14 protein-coding genes and 4 tRNA genes are annotated in these 13,013 nt (G+C 60.5%); 7 read left to right on the top strand and 11 right to left on the bottom strand.

Features of this window, described 5'->3' with window-relative positions; translation table 11 throughout:
• Positions 1–182 precede the first annotated feature (182 nt).
• The 3 genes from O0882_RS28245 to O0882_RS28235 form a co-directional block, all read right to left on the bottom strand.
• A tRNA-Leu gene (locus O0882_RS28245) sits at positions 183–267 on the bottom strand.
• Between the two features lie 76 nt (positions 268–343).
• Positions 344–428, bottom strand: a tRNA-Leu gene (locus O0882_RS28240).
• A gap of 71 nt (positions 429–499) precedes the next feature.
• Positions 500–584: transfer RNA gene (locus O0882_RS28235), tRNA-Leu, on the bottom strand.
• 107 nt (positions 585–691) lie between these two features.
• Between O0882_RS28235 and O0882_RS28230 the strand changes: the two genes are divergently transcribed.
• Positions 692–856, top strand: coding sequence for a hypothetical protein (locus O0882_RS28230; protein WP_289953352.1), 165 nt, complete (start codon positions 692–694; stop codon positions 854–856).
• A gap of 30 nt (positions 857–886) precedes the next feature.
• Here O0882_RS28230 and O0882_RS28225 read toward each other — a convergent pair.
• Positions 887–971, bottom strand: a tRNA-Leu gene (locus O0882_RS28225).
• A 386-nt stretch (positions 972–1,357) separates the two neighbouring features.
• Between O0882_RS28225 and rnr the strand changes: the two genes are divergently transcribed.
• The 6 genes from rnr to udk all read left to right on the top strand — a co-directional run bounded on the left by rnr (position 1,358) and on the right by udk (position 7,578).
• The gene (gene rnr / locus O0882_RS28220) at positions 1,358–3,910 is read left to right on the top strand and encodes a ribonuclease R (protein WP_289953351.1); all 2,553 of its coding nucleotides are present in this window, start codon (positions 1,358–1,360) and stop codon (positions 3,908–3,910) included.
• Between the two features lie 15 nt (positions 3,911–3,925).
• A complete protein-coding gene (gene rlmB / locus O0882_RS28215) occupies positions 3,926–4,672 on the top strand; it encodes a 23S rRNA (guanosine(2251)-2'-O)-methyltransferase RlmB (protein WP_219134833.1) in 747 nt (248 codons plus the stop codon).
• Positions 4,673–4,888: 216 nt separating this feature from the next.
• Positions 4,889–5,638, top strand: a complete 750-nt coding sequence (cysE, locus tag O0882_RS28210; protein ID WP_289953350.1) for a serine O-acetyltransferase — start codon at positions 4,889–4,891, stop codon at positions 5,636–5,638.
• A gap of 10 nt (positions 5,639–5,648) precedes the next feature.
• Entirely contained in the window at positions 5,649–6,359 is a 711-nt protein-coding gene (locus O0882_RS28205; protein ID WP_289953349.1) for a DUF480 domain-containing protein, read from the top strand.
• A gap of 14 nt (positions 6,360–6,373) precedes the next feature.
• Positions 6,374–6,877 (top strand): DUF2199 domain-containing protein, encoded by a 504-nt coding sequence (locus O0882_RS28200; RefSeq protein WP_289953348.1) that lies wholly within the window; start codon positions 6,374–6,376, stop codon positions 6,875–6,877.
• Positions 6,878–6,936: 59 nt separating this feature from the next.
• Positions 6,937–7,578 carry a uridine kinase gene (udk, locus tag O0882_RS28195; protein ID WP_289953347.1) on the top strand — a complete coding sequence of 214 codons (642 nt, stop codon included), beginning with the start codon at positions 6,937–6,939 and terminating at the stop codon, positions 7,576–7,578.
• Positions 7,579–7,636: 58 nt separating this feature from the next.
• Here udk and O0882_RS28190 read toward each other — a convergent pair whose 3' ends face one another.
• The 7 genes from O0882_RS28190 to O0882_RS28160 all read right to left on the bottom strand — a co-directional run bounded on the left by O0882_RS28190 (position 7,637) and on the right by O0882_RS28160 (position 12,841).
• Entirely contained in the window at positions 7,637–8,635 is a 999-nt protein-coding gene (locus tag O0882_RS28190) for a hypothetical protein (RefSeq protein ID WP_289953346.1), read from the bottom strand.
• Positions 8,632–9,504 (bottom strand): ABC transporter ATP-binding protein, encoded by an 873-nt coding sequence (locus O0882_RS28185; protein ID WP_289953345.1) that lies wholly within the window; start codon positions 9,502–9,504, stop codon positions 8,632–8,634. Before O0882_RS28185 ends, O0882_RS28190 begins: the two co-directional genes overlap by 4 nt.
• Positions 9,501–9,881, bottom strand: coding sequence for a GntR family transcriptional regulator (locus O0882_RS28180; protein WP_289953344.1), 381 nt, complete (start codon positions 9,879–9,881; stop codon positions 9,501–9,503). The genes O0882_RS28185 and O0882_RS28180 overlap by 4 nt, the downstream gene beginning before the upstream one ends.
• 130 nt (positions 9,882–10,011) lie before the next feature.
• A complete protein-coding gene (locus O0882_RS28175; RefSeq protein WP_289953343.1) occupies positions 10,012–10,728 on the bottom strand; it encodes a DUF72 domain-containing protein in 717 nt (238 codons plus the stop codon).
• A 69-nt stretch (positions 10,729–10,797) separates the two neighbouring features.
• Positions 10,798–11,553 (bottom strand): UDP-2,3-diacylglucosamine diphosphatase, encoded by a 756-nt coding sequence (locus O0882_RS28170; protein WP_289953342.1) that lies wholly within the window; start codon positions 11,551–11,553, stop codon positions 10,798–10,800.
• 86 nt (positions 11,554–11,639) lie between these two features.
• Entirely contained in the window at positions 11,640–12,131 is a 492-nt protein-coding gene (locus O0882_RS28165; RefSeq protein ID WP_099759823.1) for a peptidylprolyl isomerase, read from the bottom strand.
• 71 nt (positions 12,132–12,202) lie between these two features.
• The gene (locus O0882_RS28160) at positions 12,203–12,841 is read right to left on the bottom strand and encodes a peptidylprolyl isomerase (RefSeq protein WP_289953341.1); all 639 of its coding nucleotides are present in this window, start codon (positions 12,839–12,841) and stop codon (positions 12,203–12,205) included.
• Between the last annotated feature and the right edge of the window lie 172 nt (positions 12,842–13,013).

The raw sequence follows: 13,013 nt of genomic DNA, 5'->3' as shown, positions 1-13,013 counted from the left end.
CCTGCTCGACAACGCTCAATTTAAAAGCCAGGCTGTAATCTCGCTGACTGCGTCGAAACCCTTGTTCCATCGGACACTCCTTCTCTGTAACGAAAAAGTGTCAACTTATTCCAGGACGGGTCACGGAAATGAAAAAAGCCGCAAACTCGTGAAAGTTTGCGGCTTTTTTGCGAATTAGGTAATGGTGCCCACGAAGGGACTCGAACCCCTACACCCGAAGGCACATGGACCTGAACCATGCGCGTCTACCAATTCCGCCACGTGGGCACTGATGCTGCTTGCTGCGTATTACTGCTGTCTCACTACTTTACTGCGGACTACAACGAAAACAACTCGTTGCTGGTGGTGCCCACGAAGGGACTCGAACCCCTACACCCGAAGGCACATGGACCTGAACCATGCGCGTCTACCAATTCCGCCACGTGGGCATTGTGCTGCTAACTGCGATACTGCCTTGCTACTTTACTGCGGATCACAACAATCAACAACTTGTTGCTGGTGGTGCCCACGAAGGGACTCGAACCCCTACACCCGAAGGCACATGGACCTGAACCATGCGCGTCTACCAATTCCGCCACGTGGGCATTGTTACTGCTTGCTGCTTGTCGCTGCGTGTTCTGCAGCGAGGACAAAATCATAAGGGCTGGCGCGCATTCGGTCAATCAACATTTTGCACTTTTCTTCAAGAAACATGTTTTTTCGCCTGAAAAGGGCTGCTCCCTATGAAAAAAGGCTGGATCTGCCTCTTTTTTCAGCGTTTTCTTGTGGATTTCTGTCTGTGGGCCTGTCCGGTGGTTCGGCTGCCGAGGAGGGAGGGCTTTTCGCAGCGGAAATGAAAAAAGCCGCAAACTCGTGAAAGTTTGCGGCCTTTTTGCGAATTAGGTAATGGTGCCCACGAAGGGACTCGAACCCCTACACCCGAAGGCACATGGACCTGAACCATGCGCGTCTACCAATTCCGCCACGTGGGCACTGATACTGCTGTATTACTTGTTGCGAAATAACTTGGCAACAATTCTGCTATTATAGCGGCTTGAAGAGTTTTGCGCCAGATGAGCTTTCGCTCCATACTGCACATCAACCCTGTACCGCTTTCCTGCAACTGCATTCCCGTGAGGGTTTGTCGCTGCAAGAGACCAAGATTATAGAGCAATATTTGCCGAAGTCAAATGCATTGCGCAGCTTTTCTCCTTTTTTTCATCGGCGGGGCACTTGTTCGGTTTCCGCTACGCTGTCGTTAGGCAAACCAAGGCGTCCTCCGGTACACTATCGAACATCACCGTGTCAATATTGACGGTGATGTCATCGGTCTTTGTCTTCCGTTTGATCACTGTCAATAACAACTATAGAAATACTTTTGAGCCAAAATACCCACACCATCCCCAGCCGGGAGGACATTCTCGGCATATTCCGCAGTGTCAACGCGCCTCTCGACCCGCAGTCTCTGGGGAAAACGCTGCAAGTGCATGCCGATTCCATGGATGTCCTGGTTCGTCGCCTGAAGGCGATGGAGCGCGACGGCCAGCTCAAGTCTGATGCCAGCGGTGTTTTCAGCCTGGCCGACCAGAGCGCGCTCGTCGCCGGTCGCGTCACCAGCCACCGCGATGGCTTCGGCTTTGTCATTCCCGACGACGCCAGTGCCGACCTGTTCCTGCCTGAGAAAGAAATGCAGAAAGTACTGCATGGCGACAAGGTCATGGCCCGCATCGTCGGCACGGACCGCCGCGGCCGCCCGGAAGGCACGATCGTCGAAGTCACCTATCGCGCCAATAGCCACGTCATCGGCCGTTTGATCCAGGAAAACGGCACCTGGGTCGTGGCCCCGGAAGACCAGCGCATCGGCCAGGACATTTTAGTCACCGGTTCGGTGGGCAAGGCGAAGGCCGGCCAGATCGTCAGCGTCGAGCTGACCGAGCAACCGATGCGCTTCAAACAGCCGGTCGGCAAGATCGTCGAAGTGCTGGGCGCCCTGGATGACCCCGGCATGGAAATTGAAATTGCTGTGCGTAAATTCAACGTGCCGCACATTTTCTCCGCCGCCGCCCTCAAGCAAGCTGAAAAACTGCCGTTCGAAGTGCGCGACGCCGACCTGAAAGAGCGTGTCGACCTGCGCGACGTGCCGCTCGTCACCATCGACGGCGAAGACGCGCGCGATTTCGACGATGCCGTGTATTGCGAACCCGTCAAGATCGGCCGCGCCAACTGCTTCCGACTGATCGTGGCGATTGCCGACGTCAGCCATTACGTGAAGCCGAACGACGCGCTCGATATCGATGCACTCGAACGCAGCACGTCCGTGTATTTCCCGCGCCGCGTGATCCCGATGTTGCCGGAAAAGCTGTCGAATGGCCTGTGCTCGCTGAACCCGGCCGTCGACCGTCTGACCCTCGTCTGCGACGCCGTCGTCAGCGACAAGGGCGAACTGAAGGCGTACCAGTTCTACCCGGCCGTGATTCACTCTGCCGCGCGCCTCACGTATGACGAAGTCGCCGCCGTGCTGGGCAACACCAAGGGACCCGAAGCGGCACGCCGCGCGGACATCCTGCCACACCTGCAAAACCTGGAAGCCGTCTACCGCGCCTTGCTGAAAGCCCGCACGGAGCGGGGCGCCATCGATTTCGAGACGACGGAAACGTATATCGTTTGCAATAGCGCCGGCAAGATCGAAAAGATCATCCCCCGCACGCGCAACGAAGCGCACAAGATCATCGAAGAATGCATGCTGGCGGCCAACGTCTGCGCAGCCGATTTGTTGCTGCGTAACAAGCATCCGGGCACCTACCGCATCCACGCCAGCCCGACCAAGGAAAAGCTCACGCAAGTGCGCACCTTCCTCAAGCAGGTCGGCCTGAACCTGACGGGCGGCGACACGCCATCGGCATCGGATTACCAGACCCTGATGCAGCAGATCAAGCTGCGTCCCGACGCGGCCCTGCTGCAAACGATGTTGCTGCGCTCGATGCAGCAAGCCGTCTACAGCCCGGACAATATCGGCCACTTCGGCCTGGCGTACGAGGCGTATGCCCACTTCACCAGCCCGATCCGCCGCTATCCCGACTTGCTGACGCACCGCGCCATCAAGGCTATTTTGCAAGGCAAGAAATACGAGCCGAAGCTGTCCGATAAAGTCGTGTTGAACACCAACGTGTCGAACGCCACGCGCAAGCAGCAAGCCAAGGACAAGGCCGACGGCAAGCCGAAAAAGACGGACCTGACCATCTGGGACGCGCTGGGCGTGCATTGCTCGGCCAACGAGCGCCGCGCCGACGAAGCGTCGCGCGACGTGGAAGCGTGGCTCAAGTGCTACTTCATGCAAGATAAATTGGGCGAAGAGTTCACCGGCACCATCACCGGCGTGACGACGTTTGGCGTCTTCGTGCAACTCGACACTTTGTTTGTCGAAGGCCTGGTGCACGTCACCGAGCTGGGCACCGACTACTTCCAGTACGACGATGCGCGCCATGAATTGCGCGGCGAACGCACGGGTAAACGTTATCAATTGACGGACCGCCTGACGGTGCAAGTGGCGCGTGTTGACCTGGAAACGCGCAAGATCGACCTGCGTCTGGTCACCGATGCGGAACTGGCGGGCGAAGAAGCGCCGGCCAAGCCGAACGGCGGCGGCAAGCGCAAGGGCGAAAAGAAATCCATGGTCAAGCCCGGTCCAGCGACCGAGCAGCGCCATGAAATCAAAGCCAGCGTCAACAACGGTGGCAAACCGGGCAATGGTTCCGGCGGCCGCTCCAATGGCGCCAAGGCGCAAGCCAAGGCAGCCCCGAAGGAAGCCCCGAAGGCGGCAGCCCCCAAGGCCGCCGCGACCAAGCGCAGCAAAAAACCTGCTGCGGCACCTGCCGCAGTGGCACCACGTGCAGCAAAAACTGTATCAAAAACAAGCAAAAGCAAGCGTTAAAAGAAGCGATAACACATGAAGAATAAAATGATTTTCGGCTTCCACGCCGTCACCTCGCGCCTGCGTCATGAAGCGTCGTCCGTGGAAGAAATTTTCGTCGATGCCAGCCGCGTCGACGGCCGCATGAAAGACATGATCGCCGCCGCCAAGGCGGCCAACGTGCGCGTCATGCCCGTCGATTCGTCGCGTCTCGATAAAATCGTCGGCACGCGCCGCCACCAGGGCGTGATCGCCTTTGCGTCGCAGCTGTCGCTGGCGCGCAATCTCGATGAGCTGCTGGACGCCATCGATGGCCCGCCGCTGCTGTTGATTCTCGACGGCATCACCGATCCGCACAACCTGGGCGCCTGCCTGCGCGTGGCCGACGGCGTCGGCGCACATGCCGTCATCGTGCCGAAAGACCGCGCCGTGGGTTTGAATACCACGGCCGCCAAGGTCGCCAGCGGCGCCGCCGAAACCGTCCCGTACATCACCGTGACGAATCTGGCGCGCACCATGCGTGAACTCAAGGACCGCGGCATCTGGCTGATCGGCACCACCGACGATGGCGAAAAAGGCTTGTACGAAGCCGATTTCACGGGCCCGACGGCCCTCGTCATGGGTTCCGAAGGCGAAGGCATGCGCCGTTTGACGCGCGACACCTGCGATATCCTCGTCAGCATCCCGATGTTCGGCTCCGTCGAGAGTCTGAACGTGTCCGTGGCATCGGGCGTGTGTCTCTACGAAGCACGCCGCCAGCGCATCGCGCTGGAGCCGAAATAAGCGGACAAGTCCTCGGCGTGCCGTTTGCTTGATCTATTTTTACCCCAAAAGCAAATCCTGGGGGCGTACCCTCAGGGTACGACCCCGGCACTTTCGCCTTTGGGTTGAGCGTACTTGATCAGCCGCCGCCCTTGAGGCGGCGGTTGTTTATCTGCCTCTCCGGCAGCACGCCGCCGAATACGCTACCATTTGCGTTCCACCTTATTCATTGTCATTATGTTCCACCACCTGCGCGAAGATATCAACAGCATCATTGAACGTGACCCCGCCGCCCGCAATGGCTGGGAGGTGCTGACCTGTTATCCGGGCTTGCACGCCATCGTCATGCATGGCTGGGCGCACTGGTGCTGGACGCGCCACATGAAGTGGGTGGGGCGCTTCATTTCCTATATCGCCCGCATCATCACGGGCATCGAGATCCATCCGGGCGCCGTCATCGGCCGGCGCGTCTTCATCGACCATGGCTTCGGCGTGGTGATCGGCGAGACGGCCGTCGTCGGCGACGACTGCACCATCTACCAGGGCGTCACTTTGGGCGGCACCTCGCTGCACAGCGGAAGTAAACGCCATCCGACGCTGGAGCGCGGCGTCATCGTCGGCGCCGGCGCCCAGGTGCTGGGCAGTTTCACCGTGGGCGAGTACGCCAAGGTGGGCTCGAACGCCGTGCTGTTGAAACCCGTGCCGTCCGGCGCCACGGCCGTGGGCAACCCCGCGCACATCGTGCAGAAGGATGTCAGCGCCCTGCGCGAGGGCAGCACGGCGCATCTGTTTGCAGCGTATGGCGTCACGCCGAACGGCGACGATCCGCTGTCGAAAGCCCTGCAGGGCCTGATCACGCATGCCGTGGCGCAGGAGCAGCGCATCGAAACCATCCTCGCCACCCTGAAGGCGGCGGGCATCTGCTGCCAGGCTGTGCCTGAGTGTGATAAATTTGATTCTGAGCAAATGAACAAGCTGGTTGATTAAGGATACAGGCATGACTACAGACGTAAACATAGCTGAAAACGCAGCAGAAAAGAGTAGCGACAATCCAAATCTGCTCGACCCCTTCGAGATCCGCGTGCTGGCCGTGCTGGCCGAAAAGGAAGCGCTGACGCCGGACAGCTATCCGCTCTCGCTCAACGCGCTGACGAACGGCTGCAACCAGCTATCGAGCCGCGACCCCGTCATGGCCCTGTCCGAAGAAACCGTGTACGACGTGCTGCAGCGCTTGATGCAGCGCAAATTCGTCAACGGCATCACGCAGGCGGGCGCGCGCGTCGCCAAGTATGAACACCGCATGCGCATCAAGTGGTCGCTGGAACAGGATAAACTGGCCATCCTGACGATCTTGATGCTGCGCGGCTTGCAGACGGCGGGCGAGATCCGCAGCCGCAGCGGCAGGGTGCATGAATTCAAGTCCGTGGCGGAAGTGGAATCCGGCTTGCAGTTCCTGATCGACAAATACCCGCCGCTGGTGGCCAAGCTGGCGGTCGCGCCGGGCGCCAAGGAGCCGCGCTACGGCCACTTGCTGGGCGGTGAAGAGGCGCTGGCGCAGAGCGAGACGGCGGCCGGTTTTGCCGGCGCCGTCAGCGCGCCGCAGCAGGGCAGCCGCGTGGCCCAGCTGGAACAGGAAGTGCTGCAATTGCGCAGCGACTTCGATGGCCTGGCGGCGCAGTTCGAAGCGTTCCGCAAGCAGTTCGAGTAAAGCGGCATCAGGGCGTGACGTTTTCCTTCCTGTGCCGCTCCTGCGGCGAAACCCACACGGGCATGCCCAGCTTCGGCGCCGATGCGCCGTGGCTGTATGAGCAGATGGCGCCCGCAGAGCGCGAAGCGCGCTGCCAGCTCGACAGCGACGCCTGCATCGTCGATGAAGCGCACTGTTTCGTGCGCGCCACCATCGACATCCCCGTGCATGGCTCGGATGAGCCGTTCAGCTGGGGCGTGTGGGTGTCACTGAGCGGCGAGAGCTTCGACTCTTGGGATGCCTGCTTCAATGACGCGCAGCGGGCGCACATCGGCCCCTTCTTCGGCTGGCTGAGCACGCAGCTGCCCGTGTACCCGAGTACCCTGAACCTGAAAACCCGCGTCCACCTGCGCGACGATGGCGTGCGCCCATCTATCGAGCTGGAGCCGACGGAGCATCCGCTGGCCATCGAACAGCGCGACGGCATCACGGCAGAGCGGGTGGCCGAGCTGTATGCGCGGCTGGTGCATGGCGCGTGACAGGCCCGGCTTTGCAGCCGCTCCCTGTCGGTCCGCTCATGTTTCCGGTATCATTCGGCATGAAAAATATTTCCTTCCAACCGTTTGTTATTGGTGTCGCTGGCGGCAGCGGCAGTGGCAAGTCCACCGTATCACAGCAGGTGCTGGCGTCATTCGGCGCCGACATGGTGTCGGTCGTGATGCAGGACGACTACTACTGCGACCAGACGCACCTCTCCCCTGAAGTCCGGCGCCAGCAGAATTACGACCATCCGCAGGCGTTCGAGTGGCCATTGCTGGTGCAGCACATCCAGGCCTTGCGCAATGGCGAAGCGATCGAGATGCCCGAGTACGACTTCACGCTGCACAATCGCTCCAGCCGGACCATTTCCGTCAAGCCGGCGCCGGTGATCGTCATCGAAGGACTGTTTGCCTTGTATGACGAGGACTTGCGCGACATGATGTCGCTGAAGATCTTTGTCGACACGGCCTCCGACGTGCGCTTCATCCGCCGCATGCAACGCGATATCACGGAACGCGGCCGCTCGGTGGAAAGCGTCATCGAGCAGTATCTGGAAACCGTGCGCCCCATGCACAAGCAATTCATCGAACCGACCAAGCGCAATGCCGATGTCATTTTGCCGCATGGCGCGAATGGCCCGGCCGTCGACATGATCACCGCCAAGGTGGCCAGCGTGATCGGCCAGTTGACGCGGGCCTGATTCCAGCCGGCCAGCTGCGCGTATGCCGGGCTGGCATACGCGCAGGGCGCCACCCAGCTCAGCCTTCTTCGCGCCAGCCGCGCAGGCGGACGGCGGCGTAGATCATGGCGGCGCCGGCCGCCGCTCCCAGCCAGGCGGCTGGCATGGCCAGGCTGGACCAGGAGTTGGCGAAGATATCGATGCGCGTCATCGGCGAGCCTGCTGCCATGGTGTTGATGTGCGGCAGCAGTCCCGGCTCGAAGAGGTACCAGCTGCCTGGAATGGTGCCCAGCAGGGCGCGCGCGATCACGTTCATTTGTATCCAGCCGATATCGGCTTCCGTCATGCTCAGCTTGCCGACCCAGACGGCCAGGACCAGCAGCAGCAGTGGCATGCCGAGGGCCCAGAACAAGACCTTCGAGCGTGCCCAGCTCGATACCATCAGCAACCAGCCCACGGTGGGCAAGGCCCACAGGGCATACACGGGAATCAGGCCGAACAGGCGCAGCGGGCCGAGATACAAGCCCGGCGCGGCCAGCAGTTCCGTCAAGACGTAGATGCCGTTGAGCGCCAGCACGCCGCTCAGTATCAGGATCAGCGCCAGCGAGGTAAGGCAGGCCGCGGCGACCACGATCAGCGGCGTGACGATGATGGCGATGGCCAGCTTCGACAGCACCGTTTGGGCGTCGGAGACGGGCAGCGACTTCCAGAACAGCAGGCTGCGGTCGCGGCGGTCGTCATACAGGGCGCTCAGGCAATAGAAAAATACCAGAAAGCCCAGGGCCAGGAACAGCGGCGCGGCCACGTAGGTATAGTTGTTGGCGATGGTGTCGATGATTTCCGTCCGGCGCGGGCTCAAGGTCCGGGTGTTGAAGACGGCGCTCCAGGACATCTCTTCGCCGTTGATGATCAGCGCCGTGCGCATCTTGAGCTTGGCGACGGCGCCTGCCGTCATCAAAGCGGCCAGCGCCGTCATGACGATGCCGATGATGGCGGGCGTCCACAGCAGCATGCCCTTGTGCTCCCACAATTCGCGCCGGATCAGCCATTTCATTTTGTTCACAGGGGTGATGCTCATGGGTACGATCCTTTCATGGTCGCGACAAACAGGTCAGCCAGGCTCGGCGTGTGCAATTCTCCCAGGGTGGCCAGCTGGCTGCGGGCGACGCCATCGAACAGCATCACGGACTTGCCAAATACGCTGCGTTCGCTGATCGGCTGCAGCGCGCGCGCCGGATTCACGTGCTGCGGTCCCACCATCACTTCAATGTAGCGCTCGCCCACTTCTTCCATCGACGAGGCCAGCACGATCTTGCCGTCGCGAATGAACATCAGGTCGCTGAGGATGTGCTCGACTTCTTCGATCTGGTGCGTGGTGATGATGATGGTCTTGTTTTCATCGAAATAGTCTTCCAGCAGGTTCTGGTAAAACTGTTTGCGGTACAGGATGTCCAGGCCCAGGGTGGGTTCATCCAGGACCAGCAGCCTGGCGTCGATGGCCATCACCAGCGCCAGGTGCAATTGCACGATCATGCCTTTCGACATGGCCTTGACCCGCATCTTCGGCGCCAGCCTGGTGTGGGCCAGGTAGCGCTCGGCCTTGCTGCGGTCGAAGCGCGGATGCACGCCGGCGACAAAGTCGATCGCGTCGCGCACGCGCAGCCAGCCGGGCAGGATGGCCACATCGGCGATGAAACACACGTCCTCCATCAGCGCGTCGCGCTGCAGGCGCGGATCGCGCCCCAGCACGGACAGCTCGCCCTCGAAGCCCGTCAGGCCCAGTATGGCTTTCAGGGTGGTGGTCTTGCCGGAGCCGTTAGGCCCGATCAAGCCGACGATGCGCCCTGGCGCGATATCAAAGCTGATGCCATCGATGGCCACCTGCTTGCCATATTGCTTGCGCAAGCCGCGTGCGCTGATGACGCTATCGTTGTTCAATGCATTCATGCGCTCTCTCCCGGTGCGCCGCTGTCGCGGCTCGCTTGCAGTAGTTGATCGAGGTCCAGGCCCAGTTGCGTGATGCGTTCCAGCATTGCCGGCCACTCTTCGCGCATGAAGCGCTCGCGTTCGCTGGCCAGCAATTTATCGCGGGCGCCTTCCAGAACATACATACCGAGTCCTCTGCGTTTTTCCACCAGGGCATCGTCGACCAGTTCCTGATAGGCGCGCGACACCGTGATGGGGTTCAATTGATAATCGGCCGCCACCTGGCGCACCGACGGCAGGGCGTCGCCGGACTGCAGCACGCCATCGAGCATCATGCCCACCACCCGTGCCTTGAGCTGGCGGTAGATGGGGCTATTGTCGTTCCATGCCGCGCTCATGGAATGCGCTCCGACAAGGGCGGGGCGGGGCGGCGCGTGAAAAATGCGGTAGGCATCGGGGCTCCCTGATATAGTTAAATGGTGTTGTGGTTAACTATAACACTAAGACTCAAAGATGCAACGCCTATTTTCAGGCCAGCCGCGCCTGCAGGTCCAGCGCATTGAACAGGGCGGCGCCGGCCGCCGTATTGTCGAAGATGCACCAGCTGCCGGCCTGCACCTGTGCGCGCAGGGCGGTGGCCAGGCTTGCCAGATAGTCGGGCGGGTAGTCCGAGTAATAGATGGTCGGGCTGCCGTGCAGGCGGAGGTAGGCGATATCCGTGGTCAGCACATGCGGCCCCGGCTGACCGGCGGGCGGATCGGCCCGCACGCGCGTGATGCCTTGCATCGTTAACAGCTCGGTCGCGTCCGCCTCGAACCAGCTGGCGTGGCGCGCTTCGCAAGCGAGCATGCCGTCGAAGCGCTGGCGCAGCGCATGGAAAAATGCGCCGGCCACGTCCGCCTCGAAATGCAGGCTGGGCGGCAACTGCACCAGCACGCAGCCCAGTTTATTCCCCACTTGCATGACTTCTCCCGCAAAGCGCTCCAGTTCGGCCGCACAGTCGCGCAAGCGCCGTTCGTGCGTGATGCTGCGTGGCATTTTCACGCTGAAGCGGAAGTGCTCGGGTACGCTGGCGGCCCAGCGCGCATACGTGGCGGGTTGGTGTGGGCGGTAGAAGGAGCTGTTGATTTCCACGCAGGGCAAGACGCGGGCATAGCGCTGCAGATGGCTGCCATCGAGGGGGAAGTGGCTGGCGGCGGCGCTGGAAAGGCTCCAGCCGGCCGTGCCGATGTAAACAGTGTGCATGGCGCCATTACAGCAAGGCCAGGCGGGCGCGGCTATCGGACAAACGCCCGTGCGGCGGTCGGCGCAAGCCTAGTCGATGACGTCGCCGCTCAGGTCGTGGCGCGTGATGTTGCCGCGCGCATCGATGGCGATCCAGCCGCCGCGTGCTTGTTCAGGCGCCGTTACGTCGCATTCCCAGTCGGGCAGGACATAGCGCAAGGTTTCGTCAACTTTATGCACGGCAGGGCGGTGCGTATGGCCGTGGATCATGATGGTACTCGCATGTTCGGCAAACACTTGCGCCACCGCATCGGGGGTGACATCCATGATGTCCATGGATTTTTCGCCATTGTGCGCGCGGCTGCTTTGGCGCAAACCATCGATGATGGCCTTGCGCTGCGCCAGCGGCATGGAGAGGAACTGTTTTTGCCACGCGGGTTGGCGCACCATGGCGCGGAATTCCATGTATTGCACGTCTTTCGTGCATTCGGCGTCGCCATGCAGCAAGACGATGCGCCGGCCGGCAATGGTGGCCACATGCGGTTCGCTGAGCAGGGTAGCGCCGGCAGCGGCGGCAAAGCCGGAGCCAACAAGAAAGTCGCGGTTGCCGGCGATCCAGTAGACGTGCACGCCAGCATCGCTGACGGCGCGGATGGCAGCCGTCATGCGCGCATTGAACGGGTCTTCCAGGTCATCGTCGCCGGCCCAGTATTCGAACAGGTCGCCTAATAGATACAGCGCTTGCGCGTACTGCGCATGATGTTCCAGGAAAGAAAGAAACGCCGCGCTGGTGCGCGGGTGCGAGCTCTGCAGATGCAGGTCGGAAATAAAGAGTGCGGCAGGCATTGTCATCGTTCAACGCTCCCAAAAAGTGATGTGCATGGAGAGGCGAAAACGCTGCAATGCCTGTTATTCATGATGCTGAAGCCTGATTACGCGGCTTCTACCTTCTCGATGATGACGTCCGTCACTGGCACATCGGCGAACATACCGGTGCGCGAGGTTTTCACGGCGCGGATGGCGTCGACGACTTCCTTGCCTTCGGTGACTTTACCGAACACGGCGTAGCCCCAGCCGTCCTGGCCTGGGTAGTCGAGGAAGCTGTTGTTCTTGATGTTGATGAAGAACTGGGCCGATGCCGAGTGCGGGTCCGACGTGCGGGCCATGGCCAGGGTGTAGGTATCGTTTTTCAAGCCGTTCTTGGCTTCGTTTTCCACGGTGGTGTCGGCAGGCTTCTGTTTCATGCCTGGCTCGAAACCGCCGCCCTGGATCATGAAGCCGTCGATGACGCGGTGGAAAATCGTGTTGTCATAGTGACCGGCCTGCATGTAGGCCAGGAAGTTGGCAACCGTTTTCGGTGCTTTTTCGGCGTCCAGTTCAGCGGTGATCTTGCCCAGATTGGTGGTGATGATGACGGAGGTCATGATGATCCTTAATAAATTAGATGAAGAATGATTCGACGGCCCCCGTGGTTCAGGGCCGCAAAAACGCTATTTTACAGTTTTGCGGGCGCCGATTTGAGTAAAGTCACCGATTCGATCACCACGGGGGTGACGGGCACGTTCTGGTGCGGTCCCTTGTCGGCCACGGGCACGGCCTTGATCTTGTCGACCACGTCCATGCCGCTGACGACTTTGCCGAACACCGTGTAGCCGAAGCCGTCGCGGCCAGGGTAGTCGAGCGCGCCGTTATTGTTCACATTGATGAAGAACTGCGAGGTGGCCGAATGCGGGTCGCCCGTGCGCGCCATGGCGATGCTGTAGGTGACGTTCTGCAAGCCGTTTTGCGCTTCATTCTTGATCGGCGCCTTGGTGGCTTTCTGCTTCATGTTCTTGTCGAAGCCGCCGCCCTGTATCATGAAGCCGTCGATGACGCGGTGAAATACGGTGCCTTTGTAGTAACCGCTTTTGACATATTGCAAGAAATTGGCCACGCTTTGCGGCGCTTTTTCCTGGTCCAGTTCCAGCACGATCTCGCCCATGCTGGTTTTCAGGGCCACGTGCGGCGTGGGGTCTAGGGTGGCCGAAGGGGTTGCGGGGGCGGCTGCCACGACGGCGCTGCCCAGGGTGAGGCTGGCAAACAGGGTGCAAAAGCGCGCCAGGAAAGACAGGCGTTTCGATTTAATTTCTTGCATGAAGGTGTCCTTGATCGTTGTTTTTCTCTAAACTTGCTTTAATTGTAAAGAAATGAAAATTTGCTTGAGCAGCGTAAAAACCTGATCCATATCGGGCCAGTATGGTTTTTATCAATGTTATACTTGACCGCTAACGCCCTAATTCTAACAAACAAGAACAACACTATAGCGG

This window comes from Janthinobacterium sp. SUN073 (genome assembly GCF_030397665.1).
In the GTDB taxonomy this organism is placed as follows: domain Bacteria; phylum Pseudomonadota; class Gammaproteobacteria; order Burkholderiales; family Burkholderiaceae_D; genus Janthinobacterium.
This window is presented reverse-complemented; position numbering and strand designations above follow the sequence as displayed.